Origin of the sequence: Flavobacterium solisilvae, assembly GCF_012911605.1 — a bacterium.
Lineage (GTDB): Bacteria > Bacteroidota > Bacteroidia > Flavobacteriales > Flavobacteriaceae > Flavobacterium > Flavobacterium solisilvae.
In genome coordinates this window covers 15,886-34,693 of sequence record NZ_JAAMPT010000191.1, presented here as the reverse complement: position 1 = coordinate 34,693, position 18,808 = coordinate 15,886, and the positions used below count along the sequence as shown (strand labels likewise).

Below are 18,808 nucleotides of genomic sequence, written 5' to 3'. Positions count from 1 at the left end.
GAATCAACTTCGGCAATGGCTTGATCTTTTTCTACATAATCGCCATCTTTTACTAACCATGTTGCGATTTCTACTTCTTTTATCGATTCGCCTGGTGAAGGCACTTTCATTTCTAAAATCATATTCTTTTGGTTTAAAGTTTCAGTTTTAAAAGTTTATTCTGAAAATTATATAATTATTTGTTATCGTGTTCTTTTATTATTTGTTTTATTTGAAAATGTAATTCTGGGATTTCTTGTGAGATTATGTTCCAAATAGTTTCATAATCAACACCTTGATAATGATGAATAATTTTATCTCTCAATTTAGCCATATAACTCCACGGAACAGAATTATATTTTAATCTAAAATCTTGGTTCAAATTTTTTGTTGCTTCACCAATTATCTCTAATGCTCTTGTAATTGCTCTTTTTAGAGTTTCATCATTATAAAAATCTTCCTCATCTAACTTTTCAACTACAGTTTGAATATAATTTATTTCAATAAAAATGTGTTTAATGAATTCTATTTCATCAGATTTTGACATAATTTACCTCTTTTAAAATATGTGGTCCAATAAATTCACTCAATCCTTTTTTAGAAACAATATCAATTTTATTGTTTTTAAAGAGATTTTCTAATAAATCACAAAAATCAATATAATTTTTTAGAGTTTTCTTTTCTTTAATTATATCAACTAAAAAATCTATATCACTATCTTCTGTTTGTTCATTTCTTACATAAGAACCAAACAAACCAATTTCGGTAACACCAAAACTTTTAATAGCTTCCTTGTTATCAATTATAGTTTTGAATATGTCTTGTTTGGTTAACATAGATATTTTAAAATTTATAATCTATTCTCTTTATTCTATTTTCTTCTTTAATTATCTAAATAAATTTTTATCAAAAACCATTCTGATGGCATCAGCATGACGTCTTCTATCTCTAGTGTGACTTCCTGCTGCTGGTGCTGCATAAGCTTTTAACGAAGCTAATCTCCACGGTACTAAATCAAAATTCATTAACATGAAACTGTATGCACCCATATTTTTTGGTTCTTCTTGTGCCCAAACAAAATCGTCTGCATTTGGATAGCTTGCTATAATTTCTTTTAACTGCTCGGTTGGTAACGGGAATAATTGCTCGATACGTACCAAAGCTACGTCATTTCTGCCTAAGTTTTCTCTTTCGGCTAGAATATCATAATAGAATTTTCCGGTTACGAAAACTACTGTTTTTACTTTTTTCTTGTCAACTGAGTTGTCATCGATGGTTTCTTGGAATTGTCCTTTTGCCAATTCATCAACTGTTGAAACGCACAATGGATGACGCAACAAACTTTTTGGTGAAAAATGAATTAATGGTTTACGGAATTTGGTTTTCATTTGTCTTCTCAACAAATGGAAGAAATTGGCTGGCGTTGTACAATCTGCTACGTACATGTTGTGACGTGCGCAAAGTTGTAAATAACGTTCCATTCTAGCCGAAGAGTGTTCTGCTCCTTGACCTTCGTATCCGTGAGGCAACAATAATACAATTCCGTTTTGGTTGTTCCATTTGTCTTCGCCACACGAAATGTATTGGTCTATCATGATTTGTGCACCATTAGAGAAATCTCCAAACTGTGCTTCCCAAATTGTCAACGCATTCGGATTGGCTAGTGCATAACCATAATCAAAACCTAAAACACCATATTCAGAAAGGAAAGAGTTGAATACATTGAACTTTCCTTTTTTGTCTTTTAAAGAATTGAGAAGTATTACCTCTTCTTCGCTGTCTTCTACTTTTACAACTGCATGACGATGCGAGAATGTTCCTCTTTCTACGTCTTGCCCTGAGATTCTAACGTCAAAACCTTCTGTTAACAATGAACCATAAGCTAGCGTTTCAGCTGTTCCCCAATCGATTGCATTGTTGTCGTACATAGTTTTTCTGTCGGTTACAATCTTTGTTATTTTGCTGATGAACTTTTTATCAGATGGTAATGTAGAAATTTCTTTAGCTATTTGATCTAGTTTCTTTTTATCGAATTTAGTGTCAAATTTTTGCAACATCACATCATCTGAAACTTGCTCAAATCCTTTCCATTCGTCTTGCAAGAAAGGTTTTATTATCGTCAAATCTTTTTTGCGTGATGCTTGAAGATTTTCATCTAGTTTTTCTTTGTATTCGTTTTCGATTTTTGTGAGATATGCTGCGTCAACGATACCAGCAGTGATTAATTTTTCTGCATAAATATCTCTTGGATTTTTGTGACGTGCAATTATTTTGTACAAAACTGGTTGCGTGAAACGTGGTTCATCACCTTCGTTATGACCATATTTTCTGTATCCTAAAAGATCAATGAATACATCGCGACCAAATTCCATTCGGAAATCTAAGGCAAACAACATGGCATGTACAACAGCTTCAGTATCATCAGCATTTACGTGAAGTACTGGCGATAAAGTTACTTTAGCAATATCGGTACAATATGTAGATGAACGAGCATCTTGGTAATTTGTAGTAAATCCTACTTGGTTGTTGATTACAATATGGATTGTTCCTCCGGTTTTATAACCATCCAATTGTGACATTTGAATAATTTCATAAACTATTCCTTGCCCAGCAACAGCAGCATCGCCGTGAACGGCTATTGGCAAAACTTTTGAAAAATCTTCAGGGAAATATTTGTCTTGTTTTGCACGAGTAATACCTTCAATTACAGCTCCAACAGTTTCCAAATGCGATGGATTTGGCGCTAAATTGATGTTGATTTTTTTACCCGATTTTGTTTTTCTTTCAGAAGTTAAACCTAAATGGTATTTAACATCGCCGTCAAAATATTCTTTGTCATAATCTTTTCCGTCAAATTCAGAGAAAATATCTTGAGTAGCTTTTCCAAAAATATTTGCCAACGTGTTCAAACGACCACGATGTGCCATTCCCATAACAAAATGTTCCACACCTTTTTCGGCAGCAGCTTCAATCACAGTATCTAAAGCCGGAATTAAACTTTCGCCACCTTCAAGCGAGAAACGTTTTTGACCAACGTATTTTGTATGAAGGAAATTTTCAAAAGAAACGGCTTCGTTTAGTTTTCCTAAAATGTGTTTCTTTTGCTCTGCATTGAAATTAGGCTGATTGTCATTAGCATTGATTCTATCTTGAACCCAGTTTACAAAAACCGGATTTTCCATGTGCATGTATTCGATACCAATATGCTGGCAATACATGTTTTGAAGATGAACTAGAATTTGGCGTAAAGTGGTAGGTTGTTTTCCGATAACTTTTGCAGCATCAAAAACAGTATCTAAATCAGCATCTGAAAGATCGAAATTAACCAAATCTAAATTTGGCGTATAAGTTCTTCTGTCTCGAACCGGATTGGTTTTGGTAAACAAATGTCCGCGAGTTCTATAACCATCGATTAATCGAAGAACGTTAAATTCTTTTTGTAATTTGCCCGAAACCAAGCTACAATCTTGATCGTTAGTTTCAGTTTTGGAAATTTGTGCCAATACTTGCTCTTCGGAAAAAGTTTCCATACCAAAGTCAAACCCTTGGAAGAAAGCTCTCCAACTTGGTTCTACGCTATCGGGATTTTGAGTATATTGTTCGTATAAATCGGCAAAAAATTGTGTGTGTGCTGCGTTTAAAAAGGAAAACCTATCCATAATTTCTAGTTAATACACTGTTTGTTAAAAAATAGTTTTGCAAAAGTATACTATTTGTACTAATCTTTCAATGATTTTAGTATATTTATAACGCTAATTATATATATATTTTTCTATGAAAAAGAATAATTTACAAGGTCAGTTAAAAACGATTTCAATTGTAGCTATTTTACTGGTAAGCAGCATTTGTTTTTCACAACAAAAAAATCCCGATAGTCCTCAAAATGATTTTTGGAAAAATGTTCAATTTGGTGGTGGTTTAGGTTTAGGATTTGGAAGTGGTTATACTGATATTACTATTGCACCAACGGCTATTTATAATTTCAACGAATATTTTGCTCTTGGAACTGGAGTTCAATACAGTTATTTGAGACAAAAAGGTTTTTTCAAAAGCAATAATTATGGCGGAAGCATCATTGGTTTATTCAATCCAATTCCCGAAGCACAATTATCGGTAGAATTAGAACAACTCCGAGTTAATCTTACGTATGAAAATATTGATGTAACCGAAAATTTTTGGAACACCGCACTATTTCTTGGTGCAGGTTATCGCATGGAAAACGTAACGATTGGTGCTCGTTACAATGTTTTATTCGACAAAGATAAAAATGTATATGGCGATGCTTTTATGCCGTTTGTTAGGGTTTTCTTTTAATATTTATTCCTAAACCAAACCTTCATCCATTCTCTTTTTAAAATTAAAAAAGCAATTTGCTCCGAAAGTTCAACCGTATCAGAACCGTCGAGTTGTTTCATATTTTCTTCTGGAACATCGATAATGTAGAGTAAGTTGAGCAATTCAGCATATTTGTACTGAATTAAGCGATAAATTTTCTCGTGAAGTTGGATTTTCAATTCTTCGGGCGAAGTACTTTTTGGAAAATCAATCGCTTCGTTGGCAAAATTGAAATCTTTATTGATTTGTTCAATCAGTTTATCGTATAGGTTTTCTTTTTCGGCTTCCGAAAGTAAAAGGTCAGTATTTATTGGTGCTACAAACATATTCGATTTCAATTTCAACTTCAATTTCAAAATAATATCAATTTAAAGTATTGTAATTGACTTTTGAGATTGATTTTTGAAGTTGCTTTACACATTTCGGTTCATTAATTTTTCGCCAAACGCTTTTAAAATCATTTTCTTATCATTCGAAATATTCATTTTTTCTAAAGTTTCAAAAGCAGAAAAAGTAAAATCTTGTATGGCTTTTTGCGTGGCTTCGCTCGCGCCGGTTTGATTAAAAATATCCTTTACAGAATTGATTTTATCGGTATTATCATTGGGTTGAATAGAAAACAAATGCAACAATTGCTCTTTTTCTTCTGGTTGAGCAAATTCAATTGCTTTTAGGTACAAATAGGTTTTTTTGTTCTCAATAATATCGCCGCCAACTTGTTTACCAAAGGTTTCTGGGTTTCCAAAAGCATCTAAGTAATCGTCTTGCAATTGAAAAGCAATGCCTAAATTCAAACCAAAATCATAAATTAAATTTTTATTTTCTTCGGAAGTTTCAGCAACGATTGCGCCCATTTTCATCGCGGCACCAACTAAAACCGCCGTTTTATATTCAATCATTTTCAGATATTCAGGAATGGTAACATCATCACGCGTTTCAAAATCCACATCATATTGTTGTCCTTCGCAAACTTCCAATGCTGTTTTACTGAATAATTTGGCTAATTCCTGAAAAATTTGAGGTTCATAATCTTCAAAAAATTGATAAGCCAAAATTAGCATTGCATCGCCCGAAAGAATTCCGGTGTTAATATTCCATTTTTCATGAACCGTTTCATTTCCTCTTCGCAACGGTGCATCATCCATAATGTCATCGTGAATCAACGAAAAATTATGAAAAACTTCCACCGCAGTTGCTGCCGATAAAGCTTTGGTACAATCTACATCAAAAACTTCTGTAGCCATTAGCGTTAAAACAGGACGAAGTCTTTTTCCGCCAAGCGATAATATATATTGTATAGGTTCGTAAAGATTTTTAGGTTCTTTATTTAAAGCCAGCAACTCAAAATGGTTTGAAATTTTTTCTTGATAATTAGAAATGGACTGCATGAAAAATATTTTCGGCTAATTTACTTCTTTCTTATCGGATATTAAAATGTTAATATTTTGTTAATATTTAGGAAACTTTTTTAGTGTTGTTCGTTTCCGATTTATTTTTGCATCGAAATTTTAACAACCTTCCAATGACTGCTACTTTTTTAAGTGTAAATGCTGATGAATCCGATCTTTTATTAAGAGCTCGACTTAGCGTGCTAACTTTTTTGGCTAATTCTATCGAAAAATTAGAAGCAACAATGACGATAAATAACAACGAAATGATTGATGCTTCGCTGGAACTTTTATTTGATGCTGATAAAGATACTGGAACGATAAAGCATTTAAGTGAACCGCAAAAAACAAATAGCTTTTTAGAGATTAATCAGCAACATTTCATTCGATTTAAATCGATTTCTTTTGAAAAAGTAAATACTGAAATCAATTTCTTGAAAGGAAATTTAACGATAAACGACATTACCAAAACTATTGAGCTTGATGTTAGAATTGTTTCGATGGAAATGCAAAGTGATTTGCCAAAAGTGTTGGTTGAATTTTCGGGAAAAATTAATCGTCAAGATTTTGACCTTAATATGAATACTGAACTAGATTATAAAGGTTCAAATTCAAATCAGTTTATCGATTTGGTTGCCAACTTTGTTTTTACAACAGCACAACAATTAAATTAAAACGTTATGAAAAAGCAAATAGTCATTATTGGTGGTGGATTTGCCGGATTAAATTTTGCAAAAACAATTTCAAATAACTCCAATTTTGAAATCACATTAGTAGATAAAGTAAACTACAATTTTTTTCCACCTTTATTATACCAAGTAGCAACGGGTTTTTTAGAAATATCTTCGATAAGTTATCCGTTTAGAAAAATGCTTTCGGGTTCAAAAATTCGATTTTGGATGGGCGAATTACAAGAAATTGTTTCCAATGAAAATAAAATTATCCTCAATAATGGTGAGTTACAGTACGATTATCTTGTCATTGCTACTGGAACTGTGACCAATTATTTTGGAATGGAAAACGTGAAGAAAAATGCCATTCCAATGAAAACATTGGAGGATGCATTGAACATGAGAAACACCATGTTACAACGAACCGAAATCGCTTCCAATTCATTGGATATAAAAGAACAAGAAGAATTGATGACGATTGTGGTTGCTGGTGGCGGACCAACAGGTGTTGAATTATCGGGAATGTTTGCCGAAATGAGTAAAACCATTATTCATAAAGAATATCCAGAACTTTCTCATGTTAAAAATGCCAAAATTTATTTGGTTGATGGTGGACCAGCTTTGCTTGCACCAATGAGTAAAAATTCTCAGGAAGAAACGTTGAAACAAATTAAAAAACTAGGTGTTGAGGTTTTACTAAACAAACAAGTAGTTGATTATGATGGTCAAACGGTGAGTTTCAAAGATGGTTCAACGATTAGAACTCGAAATTTAATTTGGGCAGCAGGAGTTACGGCAATGCGTTTCAATGGTTTATCTGATGAAATGTATGGTCGAAGCAATCGTTTATTGGTTGATGAATTCAATAAAATCATCGGAACTGAAAATATTTATGCTATTGGCGATACCGCTTTTATGGAAAGTGATAAAAATTTTCCAAATGGTCATCCGCAAGTAGCACAACCTGCAATGCAACAAGGAAAAAACCTAGCCAAAAACTTGATTTTAGCATTAGCTAATAAACCGCAAAAACCATTTCAATACAAAGACAAAGGTTCGATGGCGATTATTGGTCGTAATAAAGCAGTGGTTGATTTGCCAAAACCAAAAGTGCATTTCAAAGGATTTTTGGCTTGGATGGCTTGGTTGTTTGTTCACTTAATGTCATTATCAATGCCACGAAATAAAGTTAATACATTGTATCATTGGGCTTTAGCTTATTTTTCTAAGAATTCATCACTGCGAATGATTATTCGTCCAGAGAAAAAAATTCAATAGAATTAATTAGGTGTTAAATTTGTGTTAATACTTTGGAAACTATTTTAGTGTTAAAAGTTTCCATATTACATTTGCAGTCGAAAATTCAGAGAAAATGAAAGAGAAAATTATTAAAAAAGCTACTGATATGTTTTTGAAACTTGGTTTCAAGAGCGTTACTATGGATGACATCGCCAACGAAATGTGTATTTCTAAAAAAACGATTTATAAATATTTCAGCAATAAAGAAAAATTAATTGAAGAAGGAACAGAAGTAGTACATCAAAAAATTCATTCGATGATGGATGAAATTGTTGGTAAAAATTTTAATGCCATTGAGGAAAAATTCCAAATGCGAGAAATGTTTAAAGAAATGTTTCAGTCGTTTGACCATTCACCAGCATACCAATTAAAAAAACATTATCCAGAGATTTATGAAAAAATGATGTGTACGGAAATAGAAGATTGTAGTCAAATGTTCCGACAAAATATCGAAAAAGGGATTACTCAAGGGTTATACCGAAAGGAAACAGATATCGAATCTGCAGTAAAATTTTATTACACACTTATCTTTTCTATAAATGAAAATACCATGATGGAAAAAGATGCATACGAACTTGAAGCGAAAGCACTCGAATATCACACACGTGCAATTGCAACCGAAAAAGGAATTACAGAACTCGAAAATCAATTACTTAAATCAAATATATAATCATCAATGAAAAACAAATTAATACTAACCTTTCTCTTAGCTGTTGGATTTTTGCAAGCGCAAGAGACTAAAGTCTTAACACTTAAAGACGCTATTACATTTGCTTTAGAAAATAAAGCCGATGCTAAAAAAGCAAAGCTTGATGTAGAAAATAGCGCATACCAAATTCAAGAAGTGCGTTCAAGAGCATTACCTCAAATTTCTGCCAATGGTAGTTTAAATGTAAATCCAATTTTACAATTAAATGCCTTACCAGGTGATTTTTTTGGAGCACCTGGAACTACAATTTTAGCGCCACTTGGACAAAAATGGAATTCTGTTGCTGGAGTTACTTTAAATCAAGCAATATATGATCAATCTGTTTTTATTGGTTTAAAAGCAGCAAAATCTACTAGAGAGTTCTATCAAATAAATGCACAATTAACAGAAGAACAAGTTGTTGAAAAAGTTGCAAATGCCTATTATCAAGTATATGTTACACGTCAAAACCTGAATGTTTTAGACAACAATTTGAAAAACACGACCAAAGTAAAAGACATTATCAAAGGGCAATTTGAAAATGGGTTGGCTAAAAAAATTGATTTAGATAGAACGTTGGTGAGAATTTCTAACATCAATACCCAAAGACAACAAACGCTAAATGCGGTTCAACTTCAAGAAAACGCATTAAAATTTTTGATGGGAATGCCACTAGAAACAAAAATTTCAATTCCAGAAACTGAATTTGAAGTTACAGCAACAGCTCTATCAGCCCAAATGCCAGATGCCACAAAAAGAACCGAATATTTGTTACTAAAAAAGAACGAACAACTTTTAGAATATCAAAAGAAATCGGTTCAAGCGGCATATTACCCAACGCTTTCTTTAACTGGAAGTTATAACTACATTGGTCAAGGTCCAGAAATGCCATGGTTTAAAAAACCAGCCGATGGCGTTTATTGGTCGGATTTTGCAGCAATTGGTTTAAACTTAAACGTTCCCATTTTTACAGGATTTGGAACTCGTGCAAAAGTGCGTCAGGCAGAAAACAAACTACAATCGATAAAAGTAGATCTAGAAGAAACCAAATTGGCTTTAGATTTTGAATATGAAAATGCAAAAACGCAAATAGACAACAGCATTATCTCGATTAATAATCAAAAAGAAAATGCAAAATTAGCACAAGAAGTGTTAACTAATACTAACAATAATTATATTCAAGGTTTAGCTTCTTTGACGGATTTGTTAGATGCAGAAAACGAATGGGTTGTGGCTCAAAACAACTATACGACAGCACTATTAGATTACAAATTAGCAGAAATTCAATTAATAAAATCAAAAGGAGAACTTAAAACACTAATCAACAAATAATTAAAATGAAAAAAATTATTATAACCATAGTAGTAATTGCAGCATCATTAGGTCTGATTGCTTTCATCCTAACAAAAAACAAAGCTGAAAATGAAGCTAAAACAGCTATTGTTGCTGAAAAAAATGCTTCAGTTTCAGTAAAAATTGATACTGTAAAAACAGAAGAAGTTTCGTTAGACTTCGTGTCAAACGGAAATTTTGAACCAATACAAGAACTAAAATTTTCTGCTGAAAAATCTGGAAAAGTAACTCAAGTTTTAGTCAAAGAAGGTGATTATGTAAAAGCTGGACAAACACTTGCTATTGTTAGAAGCGATGTTATAAATGTAAATGCTCAAAATGCTGATGCAGTATATCAAAACGCAGTTGCGGATTATAACCGATTTGAAAATGCATTCAAAACAGGCGGTGTAACAAAACAGCAACTAGATCAAGCAAAACTAGCCATGGTAAATGCTAAAGCAAACTTAACACAAGCAAATATTAATGTTAGTGATACCAGAATAAAGGCACCAATTAGCGGTTTTATCAATAAAAAACTTATAGAAGTTGGAACTATTCTATCTGGAATGCCTCCAACAGAATTATTTGAAATTGTAAATGTTTCCAAATTAAAATTGAATGTTACCGTTAATGAAAGTCAAGTAGCAAGTCTGAAAGTTGGAACACCAATTAAAGTAGTTACAAATGTATATCCAGATAAAGAATTTTCAGGAAAAATAACTTTTATTGCTGCAAAAGCAGACACAAGTTTAAATTTCCCTGTTGAAATTGAAATTTCAAACAACAGTTCAAACGATTTAAAAGCAGGAATGTATGGAACAGCAAAATTTGCTTCAAATCAACAAAAGCAAACCTTAAAAATTGTACCTAGAAATGCATTCGTGGGTAGTGTTAGCAGTAATCAAATATTTGTAGTTGAAAACGGAATGGCTAAACTTAAAAAAGTAACTGCAGGAAGAATCCTTGGAGATAAAGTTGAAATCTTAGACGGATTATCAAATGGAGAACAAATAGTGATTACCGGACAAATCAATCTTCAAGACGGTAGCAAAGTAGAAATTATCAAATAAAGATTTCTAGAAAGTGATAAACTTTCTAATTATCCCTATTCACTCTTTTAATAGAAAAAAATGAAATTAGCAGAAATATCGATAAAACGTCCGTCGTTAGTAATTGTATTGTTTACAATTCTTACTCTTGGTGGGCTTTTTAGTTACAGTAATTTGGGATACGAATTAATCCCAAAATTCGAAACTAATGTAATTACAATTGCCACAATTTATCCTGGTGCATCACCAAGTGAAGTAGAAAATACAGTAACTAAGAAAATTGAGGATGCAGTAGCTTCCTTAGAAAACATCAAGAAAATTGATGCCAAATCCTATGAAAGTTTATCAACGGTTTCCATTACATTGACTTCAAATGCAGATGTTAATGTTTCGATGAACGATGCACAACGTAAAATAAATGCTATTGTCAGCGATTTGCCAGATGATGCCGAAACACCTTCGTTAACTAAATTCTCCTTGAGTGATTTACCAATTATGACTATTGGTGCTAACGGAAAAATGGATGAAGTTGCTTTTTATGATTTAGTTGATAAAAAGTTAGCTCCTGTGCTTTCCAGAGTTCAAGGTGTTGCTCAAGTAAATATTATTGGAGGACAAGAACGAGAAATTCAAGTAAATCTTGATGCAGTAAAAATGCAAGGTTATGGACTCTCAATTCCTCAAGTACAACAAACTATTTTATCGTCAAATTTAGATTTCCCAACAGGAAATATTCAAACTCGTGAACAAAAAATATTAATTCGTTTAGCTGGAAAATATAAAAATGTTGATGAATTAAGAAACCTAATTGTTTCTTCTCAAAACGGAGTTCAGGTTCGTTTAGGTGACATTGCAGATGTACAAGACACTCAAAAAATAGCTGAAAAAGTAGCGCGTGTAAATCAAAAAAGTGCCATTATTCTTCAAATCGTTAAACAATCTGATGCAAATGCTGTTGCGGTTAGTGAAGAATTAGTAAAAACAATAGCCAAACTTGAAACAGATTATAAAACCAATGGATTAGAGCTTGAAATTGCAAAAGACAGTACAATTTTTACCCTTGAAGCAGCAGATGCAGTTGTACACGATTTACTTATTGCAGTACTACTTGTGGCTTTTGTAATGTTGTTCTTCTTGCATAGTATAAGAAACTCCTTAATTGTAATGGTTTCCATTCCTGCTTCGTTAATTGCCACTTTTATCGGTATTTATTTAATGGGTTATACCTTAAACTTAATGAGTTTATTAGGACTTTCACTTGTTGTTGGTATTCTGGTAGACGACGCCATTGTGGTTTTGGAAAATATTTATCGCCACATGGAAATGGGTAAAAACAAAGTTCGTGCTGCCTATGACGGAACGGCAGAAATTGGCGGAACCGTTGTGTCCATTACCTTGGTAATTGTGGTAGTATTTTTGCCAATTGCAATGAGTACAGGTTTAGTTTCAAACATTATTACACAATTCTGTGTAACAGTTATTATCTCAACATTATTATCACTAGTAGCTTCGTTTACCATTATTCCTTGGTTGTCATCAAGATACGGGAAATTAGAACACATTACTGGTAAAAATCTTTTTGGAAGAATAATTCTTGGATTTGAAAGCTATTTAAGTCGTTTTACCGATTGGATTTCAAAACTTTTAACTTGGTGTTTAGATCACTATATAAAAACTTTTATTGTTGTTTTAGTATTGTTCTTTGCATCAACCATTGGATTATTAGGTGGAGGATTTATTGGAGGTGAATTTTTTGCTGCATCTGATAGTGGTGAGTTTTTAGTTCAAATTGAAATGCCAAAAGACGCATCGCTTGAGCAAACCAATTTTATGACACAAAAGGCTGAAGCTTTCTTAAAAAGTGAACCTTATGTGTATAGCCAAATCACAACTATTGGTCAAACTAGTGAAGGTTTGGGTGCTTCACAAGCAACAGCTTATAAATCTGAAATTAATGTGAAAATGGTAGGTTTAGACAAACGTGATGAACCAGCAAATGTGTATGCCGCCAAAACAAAACGTAAGTTAGAGAAGATACTAGTTGGTGCAAAAGTAAAAACAGTACCAGTAGGTATTTTAGGAACAGCCGAAGAAGCAACTTTAGGTTTAATCGTAACAGGACCAAACGTAGAAAGTGCTATGAAATTTGCAAAAGCAGCAGAAAAAGAACTTCGAACTATTCCTGGAGCAACAGAAATTAAATTATCTGTAGAAGATGGAAATCCTGAAGTGAATGTTCAGGTTGATCGCGATAAAATGGCGGCACTTGGCTTAAACCTACAAACGGTAGGTATGACAATGCAAACAGCTTTCAGTGGTAATACAGATGGAAGATTTAGAGCAGGAGAATATGAGTATGATATCAATATTAAATACAACGCTTTTGATAGAAAAAGTATAAATGATGTAAGTAATTTGATTTTTGTTAATGATTTAGGTCAACAGATAAAGCTAAATCAATTTGCAACCATAACCGAAGGTTCAGGACCAAGTGAGTTGGAAAGAAGAGACAAATCTGCTTCGGTTACTGTGAAAGGACAAAACGTAGGTGTTCCCTCTGGAACAATTGTTGCTCAATGGCAAGAAAAAATTGATAAATTAGAAAAACCGACAGGTGTAAGTTATATTTGGGGTGGCGACATGGAGAACCAAAGCGAAGGTTTTGGGACACTTGGAGTTGCTTTATTAGCAGCAATTATCTTAGTTTACTTGGTAATGGTTTCGTTATACGATAGTTTCGTACATCCATTCGTAGTATTATTTGCTATTCCACTTTCGTTTATTGGTGCGATGCTAGCATTAGCATTAACTAATAATTCGCTTAACATCTTTACTATTTTAGGTATCATTATGTTGATTGGATTGGTTTGTAAAAACGCAATTATGTTGGTGGATTATACCAATCAACGTCGTAAAGCAGGTGAAACAGTTAGAACAGCCTTAATTCAGGCAAATCATGCACGATTACGTCCAATTTTAATGACAACAATTGCGATGGTTTTTGGTATGTTCCCAATTGCATTAGCGTCGGGAGCTGGAGCCGAATGGAAAAACGGTCTAGCTTGGGTAATTATAGGTGGATTGATTTCCTCTTTATTCCTTACTCTTGTTGTGGTTCCTGTAATTTACCAAATTATGGAGAAAATCATCAACAGAGTTTCTAAAGGCGAAAAAGTAGACTATGAAGCTGAAATGATTGCCGATTACGAACACAGGGAATTAAGCGAAGACGGATTTACACCGAAACATTAAATCTTATTATTAAATAGTATTGAATAAATATACCCCAAAAGTAATACACTATTTGGGGTATATTTAATATCATAAAAAACGTAAATATAAAGCCTACAAATCAATCAATGAAATTAAAATATTCTGTTTTAGTATGTTTCCTTTTTCTTTTTGCAAAAGGTCAAGAAAATAAAGAATTTAAAGAAAATGTTCAATCAGCAATTAACAACAGGTTCCCAACAACCCGAATGTTTGATCTAAAATTTGAAAACTATTTACCAACCGACTTCGATTCAGAATTATTTGACAATCCGTTTGAAAAAGGCGAAATCAAAAATCATTCTCGTTTTAGCGCAAGTGCCAATATCCCAATAATTAAAAAACAACGATGGAATATTACTTCTTCTTTTAGATACCGATACGAATCTTTTGAGCTCATTGATGTTGTTAATAAAGTTGACAGTTCTATAACTTTTTATGACTACAAAACAGATTATCATTATCTTTCTGGAGCATTAAGTTTTACCTATTTTTCACAACTATTAAAAAAACCAATTGTTTACAATACAAGTATAATTGTTGACGGTACCGAAAAAGATGCTGAACGTATAAAAGGTTTTTTTGGTGCTACGATAATCTTGAAAAAAACAGAACGAACCACAATTGGTGTCGGACTTATTGTTTTAGTTGATCCAACTTCTCCAGTTCCAGCTTCTCCAACTTTTTTAGTAGATCATCGATTTAAAAATTCAAAATGGAGTTTGGATTTTATTCTACCACAACGTTTTTTGTTTAAAAGAGATTTGTTCGAAAACGGAAGAATTTCTTTAGGAAGCGAACTAAATACTAGCGGATTTTATACTTACATAAACCAACCCGGATTTGCAAAAGTGTATGATTACAGAACAATTGAAATAAATACGGGTTTAACCTATGAACATTGTTTTAGCAAATCAATAATTGCAACATTTAAAAGCGGATTGGCAACAGTTTTCAATGCAAGAGTTTCAGAAAGAGGGAAAAACACCAACGATTATATTTTTTCTAACAAACAAGATGGAACGGGTTATTTTAGTATCGGATTTTCTTTTAATCCAAATTTAGATAAAAGAGCTAAACCTTAAATTTTAATTGGTTAAACAAAAAAAGGAACTCAAATTTGAGTTCCTTTTTTATTTTGTTATGTTAATGTTATTTGTTTACGATAGCTTCTTCTTTCCAAGATTTGATAGAAGAAATTCTACTTTTAGAATAATCTACTTCGCTTAATGTTTTATCATTCCAAAAAACCCATTTACCAGTTTTCTCTCCGTTAGCAAATTCTCCAATCGATTTTTTTACGCCATTTTCGTCATAAGAAACCCATTGTCCTTCAAGTTTTCCATTTTTGAAAAAACCTTGTTGTTGAATTTGACCATTTTCGTGATAATATGTAGCTTTTACTAAACTTCCTTCTTGTTCTAAAACAGGTTTCTTTTCTTGTGCAATTGTCAATCCTGAAACTAGGATTGCACTTAAAATCAGCATCTTTTTCATAATTGTAGGTTTTAGTTATTAATAATGTATGAACAAATTTATTGAATTTGTTTACAATAAAAAAACTTTTGCTTAACAATTTCATAACATTGAGAAAAACTTAACATTGGAAATAAAAAAACCTTGCCAAATGACAAGGTTTTATAAATCGATTAGAAATGAATTACTTAAGTAAACTGTCTAATTGTTCTTTTAGTTTTGGGCTTGAAGGTCTTGCTGCATCAGCATCTACAACAATTCCGTTTGGATCAATTAAAATAAATCTTGGGATAGAAGTTATTCCAAAAGCTTTTAGAAAATCTGATTCCCAGTTTTTATCAGCATATAATTGAATTCCACCTAATTGTTTTTCGGTTACAAAGTTTTTCCATTTGTCATAATCTTTTTGTACATCAGCAGAAATACTAACAAATTCAATGTTTTTTCCATGATATTTTGCTTCAATTTCCTTTAAAAACGGAATTTCAGCACGACATGGTCCGCACCAAGTTGCCCAAACATCTATGTAAACGTATTTTCCTTTCAAACTTTCCAAAGAAGTTTTTCCACCTTTATGATTTTCAAAATCAAAACCTGGCGATTTAGTGTTGTTTAGTTTTTTATTGGCAGAAATTTGAGCATAATATTGTTTTAAACCTTGTAAACCTTGAGAAATTCCAGCTTTATAGGTTGTTACAAAATTGGCATCCAAACCAGTTTGTTTATCAAGTCTAGCAATATCGCCATTTAATTTTTCGTCAAATGCTTTGTTGAATGCTGCTTCGTCAAGCGCTAACATACCGTTATAATCAAATTTTTGTTCTGCTAAAGTTTGAGCAGCAATAAAATTATTTTCATTGGAACCTTTGCCAGTAAATTTGATGGTTTCGTCAAATTTTGCTCCATCCAAAGTCATTTTTAAATCATAACCTGGCTTTAAAAATAATTGAGCATATTCAGCTCCGTCAAATAATTGGTATAAACCTTCTTTTATTGGAAAAGTAGCTTTGAATTCACCTTTTTCATCCGCTTTTATTTCTTTAACGATGGTTCGTCCATTTTTAATGAACAAAACATCACCGTTTTTATTGGTAACATTTGCTTGAAATGTCATATCTTCTTGTGCAAAAAGGGAAACCGTTACAAGAAGTGTCGTTACTAAAGTAAGCAATTTTTTCATGATTGATGTTGAATTTATTTTTTCGAAATCAAATATAGTTTTTTATAAATCACAAAAACAAAGATTAACAAAAAATTTCAAGTACTGTTTATCTGTCTAAATTGGTTTTAGTTTTTTACTTTTGCACTCAATTCGACTTGTCGGATAATTATTTAAAACAAAATTTATTCCAAAATGTATAGAAGTCATAATTGTGGTGAACTAAACGCCACACATATTAATCAAGAAGTTACACTTGCTGGTTGGGTTCAAAAATCAAGAGATAAAGGTTTTATGAATTGGGTTGATTTGCGCGACCGATATGGAATTACGCAGTTAATTTTTGATGAAAGTCGTACAGATAAAGCTGTTTTTGAACTTTCTAAAACATTGGGAAGAGAATTTGTAGTTCAAGTAAAAGGAACCGTAATCGAGCGTGAAGCCAAAAACAAAAACATTCCAACTGGAGAAATCGAAATTTTGGTAAATGAAATGACGATTTTAAATGCAGCGATAACTCCTCCATTTACTATAGAAGATGAAACCGATGGTGGCGAAGATATTCGAATGAAATACCGTTACTTAGACATCAGAAGAAATCCAGTAAAAAACAGTTTATTGTTTCGTCATAAAGTAGCGCAAGCCGTTAGAAATTATCTTTCTAACCTAGATTTTTGTGAAGTAGAAACGCCTTACTTAATCAAATCAACTCCAGAAGGCGCAAGAGATTTCGTTGTTCCAAGTAGAATGAACGAAGGACAATTTTATGCCTTACCACAATCGCCACAAACGTTCAAACAACTTTTGATGGTTGGCGGAATGGATAAGTATTTTCAAATTGTAAAATGTTTCCGCGATGAAGATTTGCGTGCCGATAGGCAACCTGAGTTTACACAAATCGATTGTGAAATGGCTTTCGTTGAACAAGAAGATATTTTAAATGTTTTTGAAGGATTAACTCGTCATTTACTAAAAGAAATCAAAGGTATAGAAGTAGATAAGTTTCCAAGAATTACCTACGATTATGCGATGAAAACCTATGGTAATGACAAGCCAGACATTCGTTTTGATATGAAATTTGGTGAGTTGAATGAAGTAGCACAACACAAAGATTTTCCAGTTTTCAACGCAGCTGAATTGGTGGTTGGAATTGCTGCTCCAAATTGCGCAACTTACACTCGTAAAGAAATCGATGCTTTAATTGATTGGGTAAAACGTCCACAAGTTGGTGCTTCGGGAATGGTTTATGTAAAATGTGAAGCGGATGGAACGTATAAATCATCTGTAGATAAATTCTACGACCAAGAAGATTTAGCAAAATGGGCTGAAATTACGGGCGCAAAAGCTGGCGATATGATTTTTGTACTTTCTGGTCCAGCCGATAAAACTCGTGCACAACTTTCAGCTTTACGAATGGAATTAGCTACTCGTTTAGGTTTAAGAAAGCCTGAAGAATTTGCTCCACTTTGGGTTGTAGATTTCCCATTATTAGAATTAGATGAAGAAAGCGGAAGATGGCACGCAATGCATCATCCATTTACATCGCCAAAACCTGAAGACATGGAATTATTGGCAACAAATCCAGGAAAAGTTCGTGCCAATGCTTACGATATGGTTTTGAACGGAAATGAAATTGGCGGTGGTTCTATCAGAATTCATGATAAAGCAACACAACAATTAATGTTCAAATATTTAGGATTTACAGAAGAAGAAGCTCGAAATCAATTTGGTTTCTTGATGGATGCATTCCAGTTTGGTGCGCCACCACACGGAGGTTTAGCTTTTGGATTGGATAGATTGGTGGCAATTCTTGGTGGACAAGAAACCATTCGAGATTTTATTGCTTTCCCAAAAAATAATTCAGGTCGCGACGTAATGATCGATGCGCCATCTGTAATTGATGACGTACAATTAAACGAATTACATATAAAAGTTGATTTGAAGTAATTTATATCAAATTCTTATAAAATAATAAAGCAGCTGTTGAAATAATCAAAAATAGCTGCTTTTTTTATGTTAAAATTTTAAATATTTTAATAAAACTTATGTCTGATTGATAGTTTTTTGCAGCAAACATTAATTATTTTGTAATTATTTAGCACTGAAATGATTGTTATGTCACAATAAAAATTATCTTTGAGCATTATTAATTATTTTTT

At 32.6% G+C, this 18,808-nt stretch carries 17 protein-coding genes; 9 read left to right on the top strand and 8 right to left on the bottom strand.

Annotated elements, in window-relative coordinates; genetic code table 11:
- The 4 genes from G6042_RS01955 to G6042_RS01940 form a co-directional block, all read right to left on the bottom strand.
- On the bottom strand, nucleotides 1-122 hold a 122-nt coding region (locus G6042_RS01955; protein WP_169522545.1), incomplete at its 3' end, for a biotin/lipoyl-containing protein.
- Between the two features lie 53 nt (nucleotides 123-175).
- Nucleotides 176-526, bottom strand: a complete 351-nt coding sequence (locus tag G6042_RS01950; protein ID WP_169522578.1) for a HepT-like ribonuclease domain-containing protein — start codon at nucleotides 524-526, stop codon at nucleotides 176-178.
- A complete protein-coding gene (locus tag G6042_RS01945) occupies nucleotides 513-815 on the bottom strand; it encodes a nucleotidyltransferase family protein (RefSeq protein WP_169522577.1) in 303 nt (100 codons plus the stop codon). The genes G6042_RS01950 and G6042_RS01945 overlap by 14 nt, the downstream gene beginning before the upstream one ends.
- A 51-nt stretch (nucleotides 816-866) precedes the next feature.
- On the bottom strand, nucleotides 867-3,638 hold the full coding sequence (locus G6042_RS01940) for a 2-oxoglutarate dehydrogenase E1 component (RefSeq protein ID WP_169522576.1): 2,772 nt from the start codon (nucleotides 3,636-3,638) through the stop codon (nucleotides 867-869).
- A gap of 115 nt (nucleotides 3,639-3,753) precedes the next feature.
- On the opposite strand from G6042_RS01940, the gene G6042_RS01935 reads away from it, so the two are divergent.
- On the top strand, nucleotides 3,754-4,293 hold the full coding sequence (locus tag G6042_RS01935; protein ID WP_169522575.1) for a hypothetical protein: 540 nt from the start codon (nucleotides 3,754-3,756) through the stop codon (nucleotides 4,291-4,293).
- Here the strand turns inward: G6042_RS01935 and G6042_RS01930 are convergent.
- On the bottom strand, nucleotides 4,290-4,640 hold the full coding sequence (locus tag G6042_RS01930; protein ID WP_169522579.1) for a hypothetical protein: 351 nt from the start codon (nucleotides 4,638-4,640) through the stop codon (nucleotides 4,290-4,292). The two genes, G6042_RS01935 and G6042_RS01930, sit on opposite strands and share 4 nt — an antisense overlap.
- A gap of 87 nt (nucleotides 4,641-4,727) precedes the next feature.
- Complete coding sequence (locus tag G6042_RS01925) at nucleotides 4,728-5,702, bottom strand: polyprenyl synthetase family protein (protein ID WP_169522574.1); 975 nt, start codon at nucleotides 5,700-5,702, stop codon at nucleotides 4,728-4,730.
- A gap of 134 nt (nucleotides 5,703-5,836) precedes the next feature.
- Between G6042_RS01925 and G6042_RS01920 the strand changes: the two genes are divergently transcribed.
- The 7 genes from G6042_RS01920 to G6042_RS01890 all read left to right on the top strand — a co-directional run bounded on the left by G6042_RS01920 (nucleotide 5,837) and on the right by G6042_RS01890 (nucleotide 15,099).
- Nucleotides 5,837-6,376 carry a YceI family protein gene (locus G6042_RS01920; protein ID WP_169522573.1) on the top strand — a complete coding sequence of 180 codons (540 nt, stop codon included), beginning with the start codon at nucleotides 5,837-5,839 and terminating at the stop codon, nucleotides 6,374-6,376.
- Between the two features lie 6 nt (nucleotides 6,377-6,382).
- Entirely contained in the window at nucleotides 6,383-7,651 is a 1,269-nt protein-coding gene (locus tag G6042_RS01915) for an NAD(P)/FAD-dependent oxidoreductase (protein WP_169522572.1), read from the top strand.
- Nucleotides 7,652-7,745: 94 nt separating this feature from the next.
- Nucleotides 7,746-8,342: a TetR/AcrR family transcriptional regulator gene (locus G6042_RS01910; protein ID WP_169522571.1), complete on the top strand. Its 597-nt coding sequence runs from the start codon at nucleotides 7,746-7,748 to the stop codon at nucleotides 8,340-8,342.
- 6 nt (nucleotides 8,343-8,348) lie between these two features.
- Complete coding sequence (locus tag G6042_RS01905; protein WP_169522570.1) at nucleotides 8,349-9,692, top strand: TolC family protein; 1,344 nt, start codon at nucleotides 8,349-8,351, stop codon at nucleotides 9,690-9,692.
- A 5-nt stretch (nucleotides 9,693-9,697) separates the two neighbouring features.
- Nucleotides 9,698-10,765: an efflux RND transporter periplasmic adaptor subunit gene (locus tag G6042_RS01900; protein WP_169522569.1), complete on the top strand. Its 1,068-nt coding sequence runs from the start codon at nucleotides 9,698-9,700 to the stop codon at nucleotides 10,763-10,765.
- 60 nt (nucleotides 10,766-10,825) lie between these two features.
- Nucleotides 10,826-13,996, top strand: a complete 3,171-nt coding sequence (locus G6042_RS01895; protein ID WP_169522568.1) for an efflux RND transporter permease subunit — start codon at nucleotides 10,826-10,828, stop codon at nucleotides 13,994-13,996.
- Nucleotides 13,997-14,103: 107 nt separating this feature from the next.
- Entirely contained in the window at nucleotides 14,104-15,099 is a 996-nt protein-coding gene (locus G6042_RS01890; protein ID WP_169522567.1) for a hypothetical protein, read from the top strand.
- Nucleotides 15,100-15,166: 67 nt separating this feature from the next.
- Here the strand turns inward: G6042_RS01890 and G6042_RS01885 are convergent, their stop codons facing one another.
- Entirely contained in the window at nucleotides 15,167-15,511 is a 345-nt protein-coding gene (locus G6042_RS01885) for a toxin-antitoxin system YwqK family antitoxin (RefSeq protein ID WP_169522566.1), read from the bottom strand.
- Nucleotides 15,512-15,674: 163 nt separating this feature from the next.
- Nucleotides 15,675-16,670, bottom strand: coding sequence for a TlpA family protein disulfide reductase (locus tag G6042_RS01880; RefSeq protein WP_169522565.1), 996 nt, complete (start codon nucleotides 16,668-16,670; stop codon nucleotides 15,675-15,677).
- 174 nt (nucleotides 16,671-16,844) lie between these two features.
- Between G6042_RS01880 and aspS the strand changes: the two genes are divergently transcribed.
- Nucleotides 16,845-18,596, top strand: a complete 1,752-nt coding sequence (aspS, locus tag G6042_RS01875) for an aspartate--tRNA ligase (RefSeq protein WP_169522564.1) — start codon at nucleotides 16,845-16,847, stop codon at nucleotides 18,594-18,596.
- Nucleotides 18,597-18,808 lie beyond the last annotated feature (212 nt).